General features: G+C 71.9%; 19 protein-coding genes. 6 read left to right on the top strand and 13 right to left on the bottom strand.

Annotation, left to right across the window (positions count from 1 at the left end; translation table 11 throughout):
* The first annotated feature begins 28 nt into the window (after positions 1-28).
* From ACZ46W_RS22040 to ACZ46W_RS22030, 3 genes are all read left to right on the top strand, one after another.
* Positions 29-1246, top strand: a complete 1218-nt coding sequence (locus ACZ46W_RS22040) for a serine hydrolase domain-containing protein (RefSeq protein ID WP_468340004.1) — start codon at positions 29-31, stop codon at positions 1244-1246.
* Between the two features lie 169 nt (positions 1247-1415).
* Positions 1416-2360 carry an alpha/beta fold hydrolase gene (locus ACZ46W_RS22035; protein ID WP_468340002.1) on the top strand — a complete coding sequence of 315 codons (945 nt, stop codon included), beginning with the start codon at positions 1416-1418 and terminating at the stop codon, positions 2358-2360.
* A gap of 57 nt (positions 2361-2417) precedes the next feature.
* On the top strand, positions 2418-3005 hold the full coding sequence (locus ACZ46W_RS22030) for a DinB family protein (RefSeq protein ID WP_468340000.1): 588 nt from the start codon (positions 2418-2420) through the stop codon (positions 3003-3005).
* Between the two features lie 85 nt (positions 3006-3090).
* Here the strand turns inward: ACZ46W_RS22030 and ACZ46W_RS22025 are convergent, their stop codons facing one another.
* Together ACZ46W_RS22025 and ACZ46W_RS22020 are read right to left on the bottom strand one after the other, a co-directional pair.
* Positions 3091-3951 (bottom strand): hypothetical protein, encoded by an 861-nt coding sequence (locus ACZ46W_RS22025; RefSeq protein WP_468339998.1) that lies wholly within the window; start codon positions 3949-3951, stop codon positions 3091-3093.
* Between the two features lie 228 nt (positions 3952-4179).
* Positions 4180-5154 carry a GlxA family transcriptional regulator gene (locus ACZ46W_RS22020; protein ID WP_468341118.1) on the bottom strand — a complete coding sequence of 325 codons (975 nt, stop codon included), beginning with the start codon at positions 5152-5154 and terminating at the stop codon, positions 4180-4182.
* Between the two features lie 240 nt (positions 5155-5394).
* Between ACZ46W_RS22020 and ACZ46W_RS22015 the strand changes: the two genes are divergently transcribed.
* The gene (locus tag ACZ46W_RS22015; protein ID WP_468339996.1) at positions 5395-5859 is read left to right on the top strand and encodes a hypothetical protein; all 465 of its coding nucleotides are present in this window, start codon (positions 5395-5397) and stop codon (positions 5857-5859) included.
* Positions 5860-5887: 28 nt separating this feature from the next.
* On the opposite strand, the gene ACZ46W_RS22010 is transcribed toward ACZ46W_RS22015, so the two are convergent.
* The 8 genes from ACZ46W_RS22010 to ACZ46W_RS21975 all read right to left on the bottom strand — a co-directional run bounded on the left by ACZ46W_RS22010 (position 5888) and on the right by ACZ46W_RS21975 (position 17225).
* Positions 5888-7291 (bottom strand): amidohydrolase family protein, encoded by a 1404-nt coding sequence (locus ACZ46W_RS22010; protein WP_468339994.1) that lies wholly within the window; start codon positions 7289-7291, stop codon positions 5888-5890.
* Between the two features lie 74 nt (positions 7292-7365).
* The gene (locus ACZ46W_RS22005; RefSeq protein ID WP_468339992.1) at positions 7366-8055 is read right to left on the bottom strand and encodes a hypothetical protein; all 690 of its coding nucleotides are present in this window, start codon (positions 8053-8055) and stop codon (positions 7366-7368) included.
* Positions 8056-8172: 117 nt separating this feature from the next.
* Positions 8173-9690 carry a diacylglycerol/lipid kinase family protein gene (locus ACZ46W_RS22000; RefSeq protein WP_468339990.1) on the bottom strand — a complete coding sequence of 506 codons (1518 nt, stop codon included), beginning with the start codon at positions 9688-9690 and terminating at the stop codon, positions 8173-8175.
* 117 nt (positions 9691-9807) lie between these two features.
* Entirely contained in the window at positions 9808-11112 is a 1305-nt protein-coding gene (locus ACZ46W_RS21995; protein ID WP_468339988.1) for a polysaccharide deacetylase family protein, read from the bottom strand.
* Entirely contained in the window at positions 11109-12980 is a 1872-nt protein-coding gene (locus ACZ46W_RS21990; protein WP_468339986.1) for a transglycosylase domain-containing protein, read from the bottom strand. The genes ACZ46W_RS21995 and ACZ46W_RS21990 overlap by 4 nt, the downstream gene beginning before the upstream one ends.
* 577 nt (positions 12981-13557) lie before the next feature.
* Positions 13558-14844 (bottom strand): LmeA family phospholipid-binding protein, encoded by a 1287-nt coding sequence (locus tag ACZ46W_RS21985; RefSeq protein WP_468339984.1) that lies wholly within the window; start codon positions 14842-14844, stop codon positions 13558-13560.
* 123 nt (positions 14845-14967) lie between these two features.
* Entirely contained in the window at positions 14968-15999 is a 1032-nt protein-coding gene (locus ACZ46W_RS21980) for an NAD-dependent epimerase/dehydratase family protein (RefSeq protein ID WP_468339982.1), read from the bottom strand.
* Positions 16000-16181: 182 nt separating this feature from the next.
* Complete coding sequence (locus tag ACZ46W_RS21975) at positions 16182-17225, bottom strand: ArsR/SmtB family transcription factor (RefSeq protein WP_468339980.1); 1044 nt, start codon at positions 17223-17225, stop codon at positions 16182-16184.
* A 26-nt stretch (positions 17226-17251) separates the two neighbouring features.
* Between ACZ46W_RS21975 and ACZ46W_RS21970 the strand changes: the two genes are divergently transcribed.
* Positions 17252-18202 (top strand): oxidoreductase, encoded by a 951-nt coding sequence (locus ACZ46W_RS21970; protein WP_468339978.1) that lies wholly within the window; start codon positions 17252-17254, stop codon positions 18200-18202.
* On the opposite strand, the gene ACZ46W_RS21965 is transcribed toward ACZ46W_RS21970, so the two are convergent.
* From ACZ46W_RS21965 to ACZ46W_RS21955, 3 genes are all read right to left on the bottom strand, one after another.
* Positions 18199-18591, bottom strand: a complete 393-nt coding sequence (locus tag ACZ46W_RS21965; protein ID WP_468339976.1) for a DUF6256 family protein — start codon at positions 18589-18591, stop codon at positions 18199-18201. The genes ACZ46W_RS21970 and ACZ46W_RS21965 overlap by 4 nt on opposite strands.
* Before the next feature lie 31 nt (positions 18592-18622).
* On the bottom strand, positions 18623-18859 hold the full coding sequence (locus tag ACZ46W_RS21960; RefSeq protein ID WP_468339974.1) for a DUF6186 family protein: 237 nt from the start codon (positions 18857-18859) through the stop codon (positions 18623-18625).
* A gap of 230 nt (positions 18860-19089) precedes the next feature.
* Positions 19090-19683: an antibiotic biosynthesis monooxygenase gene (locus ACZ46W_RS21955; protein ID WP_468339972.1), complete on the bottom strand. Its 594-nt coding sequence runs from the start codon at positions 19681-19683 to the stop codon at positions 19090-19092.
* Between the two features lie 220 nt (positions 19684-19903).
* On the opposite strand from ACZ46W_RS21955, the gene ACZ46W_RS21950 reads away from it, so the two are divergent.
* Entirely contained in the window at positions 19904-20128 is a 225-nt protein-coding gene (locus tag ACZ46W_RS21950; protein WP_468339970.1) for a helix-turn-helix domain-containing protein, read from the top strand.
* The last annotated feature ends 22 nt before the right edge of the window (positions 20129-20150 follow it).

Below are 20150 nucleotides of genomic sequence, written 5' to 3'. Positions count from 1 at the left end.
AACAGATCTGATCACGTGGAGCGACGGCATGGCAGCGGCGGACATACACGGCACCTGTGCGCCCGGATTCGAGGGTGTACGGGAGGAGTTCGCCCGCGGCTTCGCCGAACGCGGCGACATCGGCGCGGCGGTGAGTGCCACCGTGGACGGTGAGACCGTCGTCGACCTGTGGGGCGGCAGCGCCGACGCCGCCGGCGCCCGGCCGTGGCAGCGCGACACCCTGGTGACCGTCTACTCGACCACCAAGGGACTCACCGCCCTCTGCGCACATGTGCTCGCCGACCGCGGGGCACTCGACCTCGACGCGCCCGTGGCCGCGTACTGGCCCGAGTTCGCCCAGGAGGGCAAGGCGGACATCCCCGTGCGCTGGCTGCTGAGCCACCGCGCCGGACTGATCGCCACCAGGGAGGCGCTCACCGTCGAGGAGGTCCACGACTGGGACCGGGCCTGCGCCGCGATCGCCGCCACCCGCCCGTGGTGGGAGCCGGGGACGGCGGCCGGATACCACGGCATGACCTTCGGGTTCCTGGTCGGCGAGGTCGTACGACGCGTCACGGGGCAGTCCCTCGGCACCTTCCTGCGCACCGAGATCGCCGCACCGCTCGGCGCCGACGTCTTCATCGGCACCCCCGAGAGCGAGCACGCGCGGTGCGCCGACATGGTCGATCACCCGGATCTGTCACGGCTGGCCGACACCATTCCCGGGGCGCCGCAGCCGCCGGTGCGGTCGATGGACGCGCACCCCCTGGCGCCCGTCATCCTGGCGCTGGGCCACCTGCCCTTCGGGGAGGTCAACAGCGCGGCCTTCCGCAGCGCCGAGCTCCCGGCCACCAACGCCTTCGCCACGGCCCGCGGGCTCGCCACCGTCTACGGAGCCGTGGCGAACGGCACGTTGGTCGGCGAGGGCACCCTGGAGACCATGCGGACCCCGCAGGCCGCCCCGGGTGAGCCGGACCTCGTGATGGGCGACGCGGGCGCGTGGACACTGGGCTTCAAGCTCAACGAGGGCGGCGCCGGCCCCAACCCGCGGGCGTTCGGCCACGCGGGCGCGGGCGGCTCGTACGCCTTCGCCGACCCGGAGAACCGGGTCTCGTACGCGTACACCATGAACAAGTACGTCAACGGCGGCAGTGACGACGACCGGCGCAGTGACAGCCTCGTCCGAGCCCTGTACGCGGCGCTGGGCGAACGCGGGAGCGGCTCCGCGTGGCCGGATTCCGACGATCAGTTCGGCACCGGCTCATAGATTCACCCGTATGACTGACGCGACTCATGCGACGCATGTGACTGATGCGGCTGACCTGGCTGAGGCAACAGCAACAGCAACAGCAACAGCAACAGCAACACCCATCGGCGAGCCGGGGGCGGCCGGCAGGCGCGGACGATCCCGCCGTACGGTCCTGCGGGCCGCCGCCATGGCCGGTGCCGGCGCCGTCGCCTCGGTGGGCGCGGGGACCACGCCGGCCGTGGCGGCAGCCACCCAGGGCGCGGCCACGGGACGGCGCCGCTCCGCCGCACCCACCTTCGTCCTGGTGCACGGCTCAGGCAGCAACTCCTACGGCTGGTCCCCGCTCGTGGCCGAGCTGGCGCTGCGCGGGCACCGCGCGGTCGCGGTGGACCTCCCCGGTCACGGCCCCGGCGCGTACTTCCCGGTCTCCTACCAGGCACCCCAGGACCTGGAGCGGCTGCGTACCGAGCCTTCCCCGACGGGCAAGGTGACACTGGCCGACTGCGCCGAGCACGTGACCGGCGTGGTACGGCGGGCACACCGCAACGGACCGGTGGTGCTGGTCGGCCAGAGCATGGGCGGTGCCACCCTCAACGCGGTCGCGAACCAGGTGCCGGAACTGCTCGCGCACCTGGTCTACGCCGCGGCCTTCTGCCCGGCGAAGACGGCCACGGTGATGCAGCTCATGCTCAGCCCCGAGGGCTCCACCAGCGCCCTGCTCCGGCTGACCGGCGTACCGACCCCACGGGAACTGGGCGTCAACCGCGTCAACTGGCGTACCAACGACCCCGGCTTCTTCCGCATCGCCAAGGAGGCGCTGGCCGCCGACTACCCGGACGACGAGGTCCGCGCGCTGCTCAACATCCTGGAACCGGACGAGTCCGCCGCCATCTCGGTCACCGACGCCCGCGGCCTGCCGGAGCGGTGGGGACGGATCCCGCGGACGTATCTGCGTTTCACCGAGGACCGCTCGATCCCGCCCGCGCTCCAGGACCTGATGATCCGCGAGGCCGACGAACTGACCCCGAGGAACCGCTTCCGCGTACGCTCCCTCCCGGCACCGCACATCGGCCCCCGCGACCCCGGCCTCCTCGCCGACGAACTGGAGCGGGTCGCGCGGCTCTGCGCCTGAGCGACGTCAACCCGGACCCGGTGGCCGCGGCGGTCGACAGGGCGGCAGACTGACCCCATGATCGGAACAGACCCCAAGGCGGATCTTCACGTCTACCTCCAGGACGCTCGCGAGGCCCTGTTGTGGAAGCTGGACGGGCTGTCGGAATACGACATCCGCCGCCCCATGACACCGACCGGCACCAACCTGTTGGGACTGGTGAAACACGTGACCGGTGCCGAGGCGCTGTACTTCGGCTCCACCTTCGGGCGCCCCGTCGACGCACCACCGCTCTGGGTCACCGGGGACGCCGAGCCCAACGCGGATCTGTGGGCGACGGCCGACGAGACGCGTGAGGAGATAGTGGCGCACTACCGCCGCGTGTGCGCGCACTCGGACGCGACGATCGAGTCGCTCGGCCTCGACGCCGTCGGTCGCCTGCCGGGAGGGGACCGGGCCGAGGTGACGCTGCACCGGATTCTCGTCCACATGATCGCCGAGACCGACCGGCATGTGGGGCATGCCGACATCGTCCGGGAACTCATCGACGGAACCGTGGGACTGCGGCCGCAGGGCGAGAACATGCCGCCCGGCGACTCGGCGTGGTGGGACGGTCATCGCGACCGCCTGGAGCGCGTCGCCAGGGAAGCCGGCGACGGGGCGTAGGCCACTGCCCGGCCCCGCTGTCACGCAGGAGCCGGGCGGAGTGTGCAGGCCCCCCGGCCGCCGGGGCGTGGCTGCGTGGCGGGGCTCAGCTCGCGGGCGCCTGGTACAGGCCGCGGCCTGCCCGGCGTGCGCGGGACGTCGCGACGAGACGGTCCAGGGTGCTGCGTACGGTGTTGATGGCACCGGTGGAGTCGTCGCGGCCGAGCTCCTTGGCGACGTCGCGGGCACGCAGAGGCGTGTCACCGTTCCGGGCCAGTACGGCGGCGACCTGCTCGGTCAGACCGGTGTTCTGCGCGGCGGTGGAGGGGGCGTTGCCCGCCGTCTTCTCGGCCTTCTGGACGCTCTTGGCCTTCGTCGTCTTCGTGGCGCTCGCGCTCTTCGCGGTGCTCGTGCTCTTCGCGGTGCTCTTCGCCGTCTTCGTCGCCTTGCCGGCGCTGGTCTTCTTGGCCGGGCGGGACTTGGCCGCGGGCTTCGCCGACTTGGCGGGCCTGGTCGACTTCTTGGCGGCGGTGGCGGTGGCGCTCTTGCGCGTGGGGGCGGTGGAACGAGGCGTGCGCTGCGCGGGGACGTCCGGTGTGGTGGCCGGCTCCGGGGCCGCCTCCGGCTGGGGCTCGGGGGTGGTGGCGGGGGCGGGCTCCGACGCTGCCTCGACCTCCGGGGCGGGCGCCGGCTCGTCTTCCGGTACGGGCACGGGAGTTGGGGCGGCGGGGGGCAGGTCCACCGGTTCGTTGGCTCGCGCCTCGGCCTCGACGCGGGGGGCCGGGACGGCCGCGGTGGCGAGGGCCTCGAGCGCGGTGAGGGCGCCGCGGACGGATTCGAGCCGTTCGGTGACGGCCGCGAGGTCCTTCTCCAGCGCCTGCTGGTGCTGCTCGAGTTGGGGGAGTTCCTCCCTCAACAGTGCGGTGGTCGCCTCGATGCTGCTTGCTGCGGTGGCCGGTGTGAGCATGTGTCCTCCTGCGGGCCGATGGCGTATGTGAAGGATGGGGACTTCGCCGAAGGGTACGGCCGCGGTGTTGTGTCAAGCAAACAAGAGGTGTCACCCGCTTCGCGGACGCATGACGGGTTCTGTCCCAACTGTTCTGCTCCACGGGCGTGTTGTTGTGTTGTGATGACCGGAGTAGGGGAGTCGGGAGTCAGAGGGAGTCGGAGTGGGAGCCGAAGGCCGAGGTCACCCTCACCCGGACAGTTGTCCGGACTGCGTGGCCCGGTAGCGGGAAGGCGACACCCCGTACCGGCTGGTGAACGCCTGGCGCAGTGACTCCACGGTGCCGAAGCCGCAGCGGGCGGCCACGCTCGCCATGGGCAGCGTGGTGGACGCGAGGAGTTGTGCGGCGGCCTCGGTACGGGCCTGCCGGACGAAGCGGCCCGGTGCCTGCCCGAGGTGCTCGGTGAACAACCGGGTCAGGTGGCGTGGCGTGACCCCCACGCGTGCGGCGAGCGTCGCGGTGCCGAGGTCGTGGTCGGGGTGGGCGGTGATGTGTTCGACGAGCTCGCGGACCAGCTCGTTGCGGGGCGGCGGCGCGGCGGTGAACAGGCTCATCTGCGCCTGGTTTCCCGGCCGTTGCAGGTAGACGACCAGGCCGCGGGCCACCTTGCGGGCCAGTTCGGGGCCGTGGTCCTCCTCGATGAACGCGAGGGTCAGGTCCAGCGCGCTGGTGACACCCGCGGCCGTGTACACGTTCCCGTCGCGAACGTAAATGGGCGCCGGGTCCATGGTGACTCCGGGGTACCGGGCGGCGATGTGCGGCGCGTACAGCCAGTGCGTGGTGGCGCGGCGTCCTTCCAGCAGTCCGGCGGCGGCCAGTACCCCCGTTCCCGTGCACACGGACGCCACCCGCCTGCTCTCCCGGGCCAGACGCCGGACGTGCCCCACGATGCGGGGGTCGTCCGCCGCCCGCTCGAACCCCGTGCCGCCCGAGACGATCAGTGTGTCGAGCGGGCCCACGAGCCGTTCGAGGGACTGCTGACTTCCGAGGCTCAGCCCCGAGTCGCAGACGATCGGACCGCCACTGGGGCCGACCACGGTCACCCGGTACGGCACGTCGGGCGCGCCGATGGTGTTGGCCATGGCCAGGCTCGTGGTCACACACGCGATGTCCAGCAACTCGGCCGCCGCGTAGCCGACCACCACCATGCGCCGTTCCGCCACGCGCTGTTCCCCCATGCGCTGTTCCGCCATGCGCCGTTCCCCCACGCGCTGTTCCGCCATGGGGCGACCCTATGGCGGAAGGACACGTACCCCAAGGCGGCGGACATCGATTCCGCAGCCGCGCGCGGCCGGGGCCGGCAGAGCCGGACACTGGCGCCAAGGGCTCCCACGGCTCCGGCCACTCGCCCAACACCTTCGCCCCTTGCCCAACGCTCGATCCCTCACCCTCGGGAGAACGCCATGACAACCGACTCCACGCGCGACGACCGTGCGAAGACCTCACCTCCGGGCAAGGCCGCAGGCGTCCTCGGCGTCGTCGTACACCGGTGGCCCACCGTGCTGGCGCTCGCCCTGGTGGTCGCCACGTTCTTCGACGGCGTACCGCCTCTACGGCTGCTGGCCGCCCTCCTCGTCGTCATGCCGCTGTGCTACCTGCTCTTCGGGGCGGTACGCGGTGAGCTGCGCCGGCCGGCCGTCCTCGTCCTCCAGATCGCGGGTCTGCTCGGATTCGCGGCCCTGGCCCTGATCGCCCTGGCCGTCGACGACGGCACCCTCGGCCGTTACGTCCTGGCCGCCGGCTGGCTGGCCCACGCGGCCTGGGACTTCGCCCACCACCGCACCGGCAGGGTGGTTCCCCGGGCCTGGTCGGAGTGGTGTTGCGTCGTCGACGCCTTCGGCGCGGTGGCGATCGTCGTCATGGCCTAGGGATCCGGTGAGTCGGTGCGTGGTCCGCTCAGAGGGTGTCGCGGATGTGGGCGGCGGCCAGTTCGGCTTCACGGATGACGGTGTCCGTGTCGACGTCCAGGAGCCGGCCGTCCGCCTTGCGCAGCCGGCCGTCCACGAAGACGTGACTGACGTTGGGCGGCTGACCGTTGAGCACGATCTGGCTGGTCCAGTCGATACGCGGGGCGAAGTTGAGGGTGCCCGGGTCCAGGACGACCACGTCCGCACGCCGGCCGGGGGTGAGGGAGCCGATGCGGTCCGCCATGCCGATGCACTCGGCGCCGCCGAGCGTCGCCATGCGCAGTACGGCGGGGATCGTCGGATGCACCCGGGGGTTCTGGTGCAGCGCCCGCTGGAGGCCGAGGGCCGCCTTCATGACGTTGAACATGTCGGACGTGTCATTGGTTCCCCCGTCATGGCCAAGACCCGCCTTCACACCGCGCGCGTGGAGCGCGGGGAGCCGCATGATGCCCGAGGCCAGCCGCATGTTGCTCAGCGGGCAGTGGGCCACGCGGACGTCGTGTCCGGCGGCCAGTGCGATCTCGTCGTCCGTGAGGTGGATCGCGTGGTTCATCAGCAGATCCGGCCCGAAGGCCCCCGCCAGGCGCAGCGCACGGATCGGGTCGTCCCCACGGTCGCTGTGGTGTTCCAGGACGTGGGAGTTGAGCATCACCCCGAGGTCACGGGCGATCTCGCTGAACCGGCGCAGCCGGTCCACGCCCGCCATGCCCGCGTGGACGGACACCTGGGCCGACGCCAGCGGCAGCGGGTCGAGGAGTTCCTTCTTCACTCGGGGGACGAGGTCGGCGTTCGCCGGGGTCTGCATCATCGCGTACACGAACCGCAGCCCGGAGTCGTCCAGCGCGCCGATGTAGCGCTCGGTCGTCTCGTACGGGATGGGGTGCACCCAGTCCACGACGGTGGTGACGCCCGCCTGGAGCGCGTCCAGCGCGGCGAGGCGGACGAAGCTGTACATGTCCCGGGGGTCGATCTTCGCGAGGGTCGTGCTGTTGCAGGACGCCAGCCACCCGTACAGGTCCTGGTCGCCGCATCCGCCCCGGATGCTGGACTGCCACAGGTGGTTGTGGATGTCCACGAACCCCGGCAGCACGATGCGGCCGCCGACGTCCAGGACCCGCGCCTCCGGCGGCACGGGCAGCCGCCGCCCCACGGCGGCGATCGTGCCGTGCCGCATCAGCACGTCGGCCTGCCGCACTGACCCCAGGGGCCCCTCGCCCACGGCCGGGTCCATGGTGAGGATCAGTTCCGCGCCTCGGAGCAGGGTGGTGTGCGGCTGTCCCGGTCTGTTGGCGGAGGGTGGTCTGCTGCCGGACGTGAGAGCTCCCATCGACAGGGGCACGCTGCTCAGACCGGCGAGTACGCTGCGGCGGCTCGGTGAGGGCGACTCGCTCATGGGGTTGGTATCCCGCGCCGGTCACCCGAAGGCAAGAGACAATTCCGGTCAACGGTAATGGAATTCCAGTTTCGTTACTCGGTGGAGGTCAGGTGCAGCCATGCGCTGAGCGCCGCGTGCAGTTCCACCACGTCCTGCCGCCGCAGGCTCTCCCCGGCGCGGCCCACGTGGAGACGTACGTCGTCGGCGGTGACCGTGTAGCCGACGGACAACCGGGGCGGGGAACTGACGGCCGAGCCGTCGGCCAGAAGGCGCCGCAACGCCGCCACGCGCCGGGGAAGCCCGGTCGTCGGCTGATTCCGCGTCAGCCGGTCGAGGTGCCGGGGGCGGAACGGCGCACCGATCGTGGTGTAGAAGTCGTGGATCGCGTCCTCCAGGCTCCCGCGTGGCTCGGCCTGCACCGCCTCGCCGAACGCCCGGAACAGGTGCGGCCAGGGGCGCTCGATGTCACGCGGGCACCCCGGAACGCGTTGCGGCGCCGGCTCCTCCAGCGGCAGCCGTACGCACGCGCCGGCGACCAACTCATCCGCGTAACCCTTGGTCATGTACCGGGTGCGAAGGTTCCGCAAGGTCGCCACCTGACGGTGGACGGGGTTCTCGCCGACCGGGCCGTCCGGCCGGGACGCGCGGCCCACGGCACCGTACGGCCCGTGAGCGCGGTGCAGCCGCCCCGAATCCGTCACCACCGCCGTCACGTGCCGACTGCCGTTCCCCAGCCGGAACCCCACCACGGTGACCATCGCCGCCCCTTCCCGCTCGCGCACGCCGTCGACGCTACCGGCAGCGCACGCACCGCAGGGGCAGATACCGGCCGATACCGGCCGTACCGATCGAGTTGTACGCCTGCCCGGCAGCCTGGGCCCCCGGACCACTGCCTGCCTCTACCAGCGCCGTCCGGTACCACCGGCCCCACCGGCCCAACCGGTACCGCCGACCGCACCGATCCCGCCCGACCCGCCCACCGGACGGCCGGTGACCGCCGTGCGGCCCACCGCCGCGGCCAGCTTGCGCAGTCGGCGCCAGTCGAGCCGGGGCTGGACCGGCGGGACTCCCGGCCGCAGCCGGGGGACACGGACGCGCAGCGCCCTGGGCGCGATGCGGCAGTGGACGGGGGCGGGCAGGACGAACGCCTCGCCGTCGATGCCGACCTCGATGGCCGGGCGGTCGGCCTCGACCACCACCTCACGGGCCGTCAGCACCGTCAGCCCGCCCGCCTCCGGGTCCAGGAGGAGCGCGGCGGCCTCCGCCGCGCTGTCCACCCGGATGCCCAGGACGCCGAGGACACCGGAGTCCAGGCGCTCACGGCGGCCGAGTCCCGCCGGATCGTCCCGGCGGTAGGGGTTGTTGCTCACCAGCACCGCCTGCGGGCCGCTGAGCGTCGTGCCCGAGACGCGGGCGGTCAGGCGCGGCCCGCTCTGCCGGGTGAGCAGGTCGGGCAGCAGGTCGAGCGCCGTACCCACCTTGTCGTCCCGGTACGCGGGACTCTGCACGACCGATCCGTACACACCGAAGGAGACGTTGTTGACGAACGGGTGCCCGCCGGCGAAGCCGAGGTCCACATGGAGCTCCACCCCGTCGGTGAGGGCGTCCAGGCAGGCGGCCGGGTCGTCGCGGTCCAGGCCGAGGTCCATCGCGAAGTGGTTGCGGGTCCCCGCCGAGACGACCAGAAACGGCAGTCCGTGCTCGGCGGCGACCGCCGCCACCAGCGCCTGCGTGCCGTCGCCACCCGCGACCCCCAGCAGATCGGCGCCCTCCGCCACCGCCCGCCGGGCCAGCTCCGTGACGTCCTGGGGCTTGTCCGGGTCGAGCAGCACGACGCGCGCCCCCAGCGCCTCGGCCTTCTCCTTGAGGGCGAACCGCTCCACCTTGGCGCCGCCCGAGCGCGGGTTCATCACCAGGAACGGCCGCCGTGGTGGCGGCGTGCGGTGCTCCTTCACCCGTACGGTACGCAGGCCGGTGCTGCGCAGCGCGTACCGGCCGGCCCAGACCGCCAGTACCCACAGCGAGAGCGACACCACGACCACCCACAGCAGGTTGGCGGCCGCGAACATGGCGACGACCGTGACGGGCGCCGCCACCGCGAGTGCCGCCGCCGCCACCCGGGCCGCGCCGCGTCGCGTCAGCGTCCACCACAGGCCGGACGCCGTGACGGCCATGCCCGCCGCCCCGGCCAGGAGCAGCAGCACGCCGCCGACGCCCCCGTACACCAGCGGCAGCAACGCCGCCAGCGCCACGGCCGCCAGGGACGCCCTGGCCGACCACCGCTGCCTCCGGTGGGCCCGCCCGCTCGCGTCCCACCCGCCCCCGATACCGCCCACGGCCCTGGCGCCGACCTCGCCCTCGGTCCCGCCGCCGATGCCGTGTCCGGCCCTGTCCCCGGCCCCGTCCCCGACCCCCATGGATCCTCCCCTCGTCCGCGGACATCGTAGGAGGCCCCGACGGCCCGTGGCCCGGTCGTGCGGGCCGCGTCGGTGCGGGTGGCCGGAGCCCGCCGTCCGGCCCGAGCTCGCGGTGGATCACCTCCCCACGGAGGACCAGCCGGCGGGCTGAGCGGGATCGAGCGTGCGCCACTGTGCAAGGACCTTGGGATCCTGGGCGTCGAGCCAGTCGGTCAGTTCGCGGAAGGAGACGCAGCGGACCTCCTTGCGCGGGCAGACGTCGCGCATCACGTCCTCGACCGCGTCCATGTATATGCCGCCGTTCCAGTCCTCGAAGTGGTTGCCGACGAACATGGGCGCGCGGCTGCCGTGGAAGACCCGCTCGAAGCCGGCGAGATAGGAGTCGCGCGTCTGCTTGCGCCAGGTGGCGTACTTCGCGGGATCGCCCTTGGTGAGCCCCCTGGACTGGTTGTAGAGGTAGTTGAAGTCCATGGACAGCACCTGGAAGTCCTTGCCCGGGAACGGCAGCATCTGGAGCGGAAGGTCCCACACTCCGCCCTTCTTCGACGGCCAGATCTGGAAGTCGCCCGAGGAACTCGCGTCGTAACGCCACCCGAAGGGCTTGGACGCCGGTATCAGCGTCTTCTGCCCTTCGAGGCAGGGCGCGCGCCCGCCGACCACCTCCCGGGTGGGGTCGAAGGGCAGCGGGTCGAGGTCGGTGAAACCGGTGTTCGTCTTCCAGCTCTGCACGAAGGAGTAGAACTGGTCGATCTCGCTGGTCCACTCCGCCGCGCTCCAGTCACCGCCGCCCTTGGCCCCGCAGAAGTGGCCGTTGAAGTGGGAGCCGATCTCATGGCCCTCCTTCCACGCCTTGCCGAGCTGATCCAGGGTGGTGCGGATGTGTTCACGGGTGGGATAGGAGATGGCCGCCGCCCCGGCACCGTGCTGAGGCGGCCGGTAGAGGTTCTTCTTCTCCTTCGGCAGGAGGTAGATGCCGGTGAGGAAGAACGTCATGTGGGCGCCGCTCTCCGCGGCGACGCGGCGGAAGCGGGAGAACAGCCGGTCGTCACCCTCCAGGGCGCCGTCCCAGGAGAAGACGACGAACTGGGGCGGGCGCTGGCCGGGTTTGAGCCGCTCCGCCTTCAACTGCCCGGGCTGCGGACCGGTGTACGAGGTCGATCCGTCTCCGAGGATCCTCACGCGGCCGTCCCACTCCTCCTCGTTCCGCTTGTCCTTGCCGCCCTTCTGCCCGGCCGTGGGGCGGGGCGCGGGCGCGGAGCTGCGGTCGGCCGATGCCGCCAGGCCGTCGTCCCGTGCGCCTCCGGTCACCAGCGGGACCAGACTCGCGCCGGTCGCGATGAGGACCGCCGCGACACCGAGGGCGAGGCCGCGGGTGGTCGTGCGTTCCCGCAGGCGCCGCACGGCCGGGTTGTTCCGGATCATCGTGTCTTCCCCCGATCGTGCGACGTGGCACGGCCCGAGCCGCCCTTGACCGCGTGCGTGTACTGGTTCCAGATGCCGGCCGGGTGGTCGGGCCCGGCCGTGGAGTCACCGCCGATGCCCTTGAGGGGCAGCGGCGCGAGGCTCTTGGTGAGGTCCATGCGGTAGACGACGACCGCTGTGGCCTCCGTGGGCGTGTAACCGGCGTACCAGCGTGCCGTGTCGTCCACGGTGCCTCCCGCCTTGACCGCGACCCTGCCCCCGCCCTCGCCCGCCTCCCGGGAGAGCGCGTCGGTGACCTGATCGGCGACCGTGGCACTGACGGCGCGCTTCTTGCGTGGTGCGGCCAGGGGCACGGGGTCGCCGTTGTGCGTGACGCGCAGCACCGAGTACGGCTCGGTGTGCGTGCCGTGCGCCGCGAACATGCTGTACGCGCTGGCCATGCGGATGGCGCTGGGCGTGGAGTTGCCGAGGGCGAATCCGGGCACCGGGGGACCGAAGCTGGAGCCGAGCAGCCCCGCCGCCTGGGCGGTGTGGCGCACCCTTTCCAGCCCGACGTCCATGCCGAGCTGGAGGAAGGGCGCGTCGGCCGACTCGGCCATGGCCCGGCGCAGGCTGATCCGCCCGTGGGAGCGCCCGTCGAGGTTGGTGGCCTTCACCATCCTTCCGGCGCGGTCCCAGTAGGGGCCTTCCGGCGTCATCAGGGGCACACCGTTGTTCGCGTCGTAGACGCTGGTGGGAGCGACCGGAGTGCGAGGGCCGCCGCGCTTGCGCTGGACGCCGTGTTCGAGGGCGGCGGCGTAGACGAACGGCGTGAAGGCGGTGCCGGCCGGGACGGTGGCGGCGTTGGACTCGTTGAAGGCCTGCTTCTGGTAGTCCGGTCCGCCGTGGACGGCGAGTATGCGGCCGTCGGGGGCTACCGAGGCGGCTCCGAACCGGGCGTACCGGTCCGCGTCGCGGTTCTTCGGGTCGAGTGTGGCGCGCGCGTCGTTGACGGCCTTGGTGAGGGCGGTCGTGCGCGGTTTCTCGAAGGTCGTGTAGACCTGGTAGCCCCCGAGGTCGAACCGTGCGTCGCTGATGCGTCCGGCGCGTTTCGCGTACGTCTCGGCCAGCTCGACGAGGTAGCCGCTCTGTCCGCCCGAGGTGCTGGGTGTGGTCGGGACCCTCGGTTCGGGGAACGTGGTGTAGCGGGCGCGCTCCTCGGGGGAGAGCCTGCCGATCTCGACCATCCGGTCCAGCGTCCACGCCCATCGTTCGACGGCGCGTGTGCGGTTGGCGGGGGAGATGGCGGGGTCGTAGAGCGAGGCGCCTTTGAGGAGGGCCGCGAGGAAGGCCCCCTCACTGGCGTTGAGCTGGGTGACGTCCTTGCCGTAATAGGCCTGGGCGGCGCGTTGCAGACCGTACGTACCGCGCCCGAACCAACTGGTGTTGAGGTAGTCCTCCAGGATCTGGTCCTTGCTGTGGTGCCGGTCCAGTTTGACGGCGAGGAGCACCTCGGTGAACTTGCGCGAGAACGACCGGTCCTGGCTGAGGTAGACGTTCTTGACGTACTGCTGGGTGATCGTGGACCCGCCCTCGGTGTCGCCGTCGCCGATCGTCCGCCACAGGGCGCGGGTCACACCGCTCGCCGAGACGCCCGGGTCGGAGTAGAAGCCGGCGTTCTCGGCGGCGAGCACGGCCCACCGGACGTGCTCCGGGATCTTGTCCAGGGGCATCTCCTGGCGTCTGACCCAGCCCGTGCGGGCCATCGGTGAACCGTCGGCCCAGTAAAAGACGTTGTCCTGCTGCGTGGCGAACCCGTTCAGGTCCTCAGGGATCTCGGTGCGCGCGTAGGCGATGGCCACGACTCCCGCGAGGGCTGCCACGGTCATCAGTAACGAGGCCAGCGTCTGGCGCCAGGACGGGATCCACCGGCGCCAGCCGCGCCTGCCTGATCTCGGGTAGTCGGGCCGGCGGAGGCGTCGTGAGGCGCCTGCCTTCCGCCGCTTGTCGCGGGCCCTGGTCAGGGGCCTCGCCGCGGTGCGCAGGGCCTCCGCGACTCTTCTGTGGTCGATGTGCTTGGTCATCCCCGTCCAGCCATGACTTGCGGTCCGGGCCCGCGGACAGCCGAGGGCATCCGGTCCGGCATCGGAGTTACCGGCGCGATGAAGCCATCACAAAAGCGCACCCCAGAACATGACTGAGCGTGACGCCCGCGATGTAACGTAAAGATAACAGGCCCATCGGGCGCTCCCCTCCGGGTCGCGTCCTCCTGTGGATAAACCGGGTGGCGTCACGGTGCCAGGGCGGAGGCCGAGCGCCCGGGGCCGGGGACCACCGGGGGGCGGAAGCCGGGGCGGGCCGCACCGGCTACTGGCCGCCGGCCGCGGCCGGGGACCGGGCACACCCCCACGGCCACCGGCCGGGGACCGGGCGCACCCGCCACCGGCCGGGCGCGCCGGCCAGGTGTCAAGGTCCCGGCGTGGCCTGCTCGGTGGAGGCTGCCGGACGGAGGATCCCGGAAGGCCCGGCCGCCGTCGCCTGCTTCCCCTTGCCGAAGGACAGGCCCGTACCGGTCAGGCCGATGCGGATGCCGGAGCCTTCCACGCGGACGTGCCGGAGCCGTACGTCCCCGGCGGACCTGGGCAGTTCGAACGAGAGGGAGAAGCGGTCGGCGAGCTCCGGCGGCCGGAGCTTCAGCAGGGCGCCGATCAGAGCGGGATCGATCCCGGCCTTCTCCAGCAGCCACGGGTGATCGGCCACCAGATCCACCAGATTGACCTTCATCAACCGCTGGAGGAAGAGCGGTGAGCCGGTCAGACGGCTCAGTTCCTTCTCGCCGCGCAGCGCGCGGTCGATCTGCGACCGGGGAAGCCCCAGGCGTTCCGCGATGGCGGGCACGGCGAGCAGCGCCTTGAGGTCGGCCGCCTCGCGGCTGATCCGACGGGCGGCCTGCGGATGCAGACGCAGACCGGAGCGCGCGGGATCATGGCCCGGGCGGTAGGTGAAGAGCCCGGCGACGTCCAGCCGCATGTTCTCGACGGTCGTGGATACCGCCCGGTCCCCGTCCCGCCTGACGTGCGCCTCGGCACGCAGGCTCACCTCGCGGCCGGCGACCGGCAGGGTGCCGAGGATGTGGATGCCGTCGCCTCCGGCGCTGCTGAACCTGACGTGGGACGCGCCCAGTTCACGGTTCAGGTCGTCGAAGGACAGCAGCACGTCGCCGTCCATCCGGTCGATCACGGCGCCCTCGACCGAGGCCGGCAGGTCGCCGACGATACGTACGTCGGTGGCCGTCGCGTGCACCTCGGCCAGGGACACCTTGTCCGCGGCGACGTCGGGCACGGTGACGTCCGCCGTGTGGATCCGCTTGCCCAGCACCTGCGTGAGGAAGGGGAACCCCTCGATGTCGACCTGGGGCCTGGCGGCGAGGCCCAGCGACTGCTGGATCCTGTCCTCCGCCTTCTCCTCGGCGTACGCCACGGCCAGCCGGTCACCGGCCACGAACAGCAAGCCGCCGACGACGACCGTCACGGCGAGCTTCACCACGACGGGAACGGCCGCGAACCGGCTCCTGCCGCGGTGGTTGGGCGGCGACCAGCCCTCCTCGTCGTCGTCCGAGGGTATGCCGAGGCCCGTCGAGCCGGTGCGTGGCCGTGCCGACGGCACGTCGAACTCGGGCTCCGGATCGGCCAGTTGGGCGAGCTCTTCGTAGGGATTTCGGGGATGCGTCGCTATGCGTGTGGGGGGTCGCATCGACTCATCCCATCACGCCCACCACCGGTGCACGCAAGTCCGTTCGGCTGTGATCGACGAGACGTGCGACACGTATGACCCGCATGACACGTACGACGGGCTCGCCCGGCTCGGCCGCAGCCGTCAGCCGTTGACCCCGGTCGAGTCGACCGAGTCGACCGAGTCGACCGATCCGAGCAGTTCGAGCAACTCGCGCTCGCGCCGGGCGCTGAGCCCCGCACGTCGCACCCGGTCCAGGCCCTGTTCGCGCTCCCAGCGCAGCGTATCGGCCAGCAGATCGGCCGGCGGCCGGTGACGGAGACCGGCGGAGCGCGCGGCAGACCCGTCCCGGGCGGACCAGCCCTCCCAGCCCGGCTCGACCACCCACATCGGCAGCGACTCGGCGCCCATGTACTCGGCCACGCCGTGCGCGAGCAGCCAGGCCGAGTCGGCGGCGACCACCCGACCGGTGTGCCCGCCGATCGCGCGGGACAGCTCCACCCACTCCCCGAACGGGACGACCGGGCCCACGGCGTCGTACGTCCCGACGCACCGCGTCTCGGCCGCGTCGAGCAGCCAGGCCGCCAGGTCCCGGACGTCGACCGCCTGCGTCGGCATGGTGGGCGCGTCGGGAACCAGCATCGGCCCGAGCGGATCGCGTGCGGCGCGTGCCACCCAGTACCCGGAGCGCCCACTGTGGTCGCCAGGACCGCCGATGAGACCCGGGCGGGCGATCAGGAGCCGGTCGCCCACGGCGCGGGCCGACGCGTGCTCGCAGGCCGCCTTCGCCTCCCCGTACGCCGTGCGGTCCGCCTCCCTCGCGCCGAGCGGGGCGAGCAGGTCCGCCGACTCGTCCGCGCCCGGTGTGGCGTGGGAGGCGTAGGCGCTGATGGAGGAGACGTAGACCCAGTGCCCGGCCCTGCGGCCGAGCGCGTCGAGGGCCTCGCCGACGAACCCGGGCTGCCACGAGACCTCGACGACCGCGTCCCAGGCGCGGTCGAGCAGGGGCTCGTACGCCGAACGGTCACGCCGATCGGCGGCCACCAGCCTCGCACCCTCCGCCACCGCTCCGCTCTCACCACGAGCCAGGCACGTCACCCGATGGCCGCGCGCGACCGCCTGCCGCGACAACTCCCGGCCGACCCACGCCGTCCCACCCAGAATCAGCATCTCCATCCGGACAACCAACCACCGTGAGCACCCGGCGCCCAGGGGTATTCGCTGACAGCAGACCCTGCGCGGCTCGCGCTGCCCACGCCATCCAGGTCGCCCGCGCCGCCCACGCCGGGCGGCTCAGGCGGTGCCGGTGCGTGCCGAGGTGACCGCGACGGTCGCGTACCGCATGGTGAGGGCGCCCTTCATGGCGTCGACGGGCTGGTGGCGGTGAGGAGGGCCTCGCCGACGGCGGTGCGTGCGTAGAGTACGCGGCGCCCGGCTCGGTGTGCGCTGACCAGGCCCGCGTCGCGCAGTGCGGTCAGGCATTGGGACACCCGGGCGGGAGAGAGCCGTGTGCGGTCGGCCAGTTCGGTGGTGGAGGCCGGGGTGTGCAACTCGGTCAGGAGCAGGGTCCGCGTGCGCCCGAGTACGGCGGTGAGCGCGGCGCTCGGGGCAACGGTGCGCGGGTGCCACAGCGAGCCGGTGCCGCGCGCCGGATAGGCGAGTTGCGGCGGGTCCGGTGGTGCCACGCGGGTGGACAGCCCCGGCCCCTTGAAGACCGAGGGAACCAGCAGCAGCCCGGAACCGGCCGTGTCGCGTGACAGCGTCCGCTGCCTGCGCACGAGCCTCAGGGCGCTGTCGTCCCAGCTCACCGACGGGTGCAGGTGGTTGAAGAGGTACGCGGCGCCGTGCTCGGCGAACTGGCGGGTCCGGTGGAAGACATCGGCGTCCAGCACGCCCCGCACGCGTGCCCAGTAGGGGGCGAGAGCCAGGTTCCAGTACGTGTCGATCTCCTGCGCGACCTGCCCCAGACGGGCATGCGGCTCGGCGTACAGGGCTCGGAGGCGGGGACCGAGGTGCCCCTGGTGGTACCGGAGGTGGTCGAGGTCGTGGCGTACGCGGTCGTCGGGTGTTGCCGTGATCGCGTCCAGTTCGTCCGGCAGGGCCGGCCCCGGCCCCTTGGGCGCGGGGTTCAGGAAATCCGGCGCGTACCCGGAGACGCGAACGAGCTCGGAGAGCCACCCGCCCTCCAGGCCGGCGGCCGCGATCCGTGGCCGCACCTGCCTCGTCCAGGGCAGGTGCACCGGGTGCGCGGACCCGGAACGCAGCAGTCGGAAGCTGCTGACGACCTCCCACATCGGCGAGACGGCGAACCGCACCTGCGCCAGGTCGCCGACCGTGAACGGCAGTTCCGCCGTGACGGGGTACCTCCCGGGTTCACCTATGCCTGAATCAATGGCGGTCATCCTATGGCGGGTTGATCATTTTGGGCATGACCCCACAGACAAGCAGCGCCGCTGCGGCGGCCGCAGGGACCTGGACATTCGCAGACCGGGAGATCAACCGGATCGGCTTCGGCGCGATGCGCCTGACGCAGGACGGCGAGGCGTTCGCCCCCGGTGTGGCGCCCAGCGATCGCGACCGGGCCGTTCGCGTACTGCGCCGCGCGGTGGAGCTCGGTGTGAACCACATCGACACCGCCGCGTTCTACTTCTCGCCGCTGCGCTCCGCCAACGAACTGATCAACCGGGCCCTCGCCCCCTACCCGGACGACCTCGTGATCACTACCAAGGTCGGGCCCGGCCGTGACCCGTCGGGCGCATGGCTGCCCCACGCCGGCCCCGAGCAACTGCGCGGCCAGGTAGAGGAGAACCTGCGCCAACTCGGCCGTGACCACCTGGACGTGGTGAACCTGCGCATCGTGGGGACCGGTTCGATCGCCGAGCGCTTCGGCGCGCTGGCCGACCTGCGCGACGCCGGGCTCATCCGCCACCTGGGCATCTCCAACGTCCACCCGCACCATCTCGCCGAGGCCCAGGCCATCGCCCCCGTCGTCTGCGTACAGAATCCCTACGGCCTCGGGCTGCGGCCCGAGCACGACGACTTCGTACGCGGCTGCGGTGAGCAGGGCGTGGCGTTCGTGCCGTTCTACGCGATCGCCGGTGCCGGGCGCGAGGCCGGCGTCACCGGCGCCGCCGACAGCGCCGAGGTCCTCGCCGTCGCCCGCGCGCACGGTGCGACCCCGGCGCAGGTGAGGCTGGCGTGGACGCTGCACCGAGGCCCGCACGTGCTGGCCATCCCCGGCACCGGCAACCCGGACCACCTGGCCGCCAACGTCGCCGCCGGTGCCCTGCGCCTCTCCGGCCACGAACTGGACCTCTTGGACGCCCTCCACCGGAACGGACCGCAAGACCGGCTCATGCGGCCGACCGGACGGGCCTAGCCTCGCCCGCCACGCCGGGAGGCGAGCCAGGGGGTGAACCGGGCGGCGAACCAGGAGGCGAGGAGGAACAGGGGCACGCTGATGCCGATCAGCAACGCGGCGCCGGTCACCGCGCTCATCAGGAACGGGCCTCCCAGGTGCGCCACGCCCTGGTAGTAACCGATCACCACCGCCATCAGCAGCACGTAGCCGCCGATCGCGGTACCCATGACCTGGCGGATCAGGGCGAGCCGGCCCCGCCCGGCGGACACGGGAAGCAGCCGCCGGGCAGGTGTCCATGGCCGCTTCGCCGGATATCGCGCAAGGAGGATCAGGCCCAGCCCGAGATAGCCCATGACCAGGACGTATCCGACCAGTATCAGCGTGATGTTGAGGGATACGGGAAGCATGGGCGGCGCCTGTGTGGGTGGTCGGTCGGGCTCAGGGCAGATCCCGCAGCAGGAAGTGCCAGCCGCGTACGAAGGTGTGCCAGCCGAACCACAACCACAGGGCGAACAACGCCCAACGGCCCACGGGGTAACGCATGACCGCCCTGGTCGCGTCGCTGAGCGTGGGGAAGCCGTCGCCAGGGCGGAGCAGGCCGATGCCTTCCCAGGCGAAGATCGCGCCGAACAGTACGGCCCAGACGAGGTAGCCGATCACCGGATGCTCTGCCACTGCCTCTCCCGCGCTCGCCGTACCGGGCTGTCGCCTCGATCATCGGCCACGGCCCCCCGCACATCGCGGACCCGCACCGCGTGTCAGCCGCCGGAAGGCGAGGCCTGTCGCCCGGAAGGCGGTCCGGCGAGGAGGAGAACGGACAGCGAGGAACCGGGCAGCGAGTAGCCGGGCAGGAGGACCCACGCGGTGAGGAACCGGCCAGGGGGAGCGGACGGCGAGGGGCCGCCCTATTGTCCGCTCCCGCCCCGTTGGCCGCTGAGCCATCCGCGCAGCAGGCGGCTCACGGCCGGCATCGCCGCATACGTCATCAGGATGTTGTAAACGCCGGCGATGACAGCGCTGGAAAGCAACACCGGCAGCATGGTGAGGTGCGGCACCAGCACGTAGCTGCCGAGCAGCGTGATCGGGTAGATCGCCAGCGTGGCGCTGATCGCCATCTTCCACCGTGGCGGTGCCGGACGTGTCGATCCGGGCTTGGCGAACCAGGTCTCCATGCCGGTCAGCGTCCGCCGGGCGATCTCCGTGTGGCGATGCCCTTCGCAGTTCGCGAACCACGCGGCCCGTTCCGGGGACTCCTGCCAGGCCTTGCACGCCTCCGCATCGCGGAAGCGGTGCACGAGGAACCATGGCGCCCCGTCCCCGGAGGACCGGAACAGCCCGTAACCGAGGTGGCCGGGAAAGCGGGACGCGCTGTCGAGAATCCCTTTCGCCCATTCCTCAAAAACGGCCTCATAGCCGGGCTCCACCTGGCGGGCTATCAGCAGGGTCACCTCACCCGCGTCGGCGGGGACGGCGGCATGCTCAAGACTCGGCGCAGTCACTCGTTCTCCTCGTCATCGCGCCGCGCCCACGGACACCTTACGGGCCTTCCGTACCCGAGCGCAGAGGCACCATGCCCTGCCTATCGAAAGTCGATAGATTTCCATCGTTGCTCGGTCGGAGGTGGACGGTTCAGGGAGTGATGATGGGAAGACAGAGAGTGCTCGCGTTGCGTGCCGTGCTCGTGGCGCAGCTCCAGGCCGAGCCGGACGAGGTGATCTGATGCCGATCGTCGTCGACATCGACGTCATGATGGCCAAACGGAAGATGTCCGTCGGTGAACTCGCCGAGCGCGTCGGGATCACCCCCGCCAACCTGGCGGTGCTCAAGAACGGCCGTGCCAAGGCGGTGCGCTTCTCGACCCTCGCCGCCCTCTGCGAGGCGCTCGACTGCCAGCCCGGAGACCTGCTCCGCTGGGAAGCGGACGATGACGCGGAGCACGGGTGACCCCCTGACGCGTCACGGGCCG

Source organism: Streptomyces sp. NPDC031064, from assembly GCF_055570965.1.
Note: the sequence above shows the minus strand (reverse complement) of the source record. Positions and strands in the feature narration are given on the sequence as shown.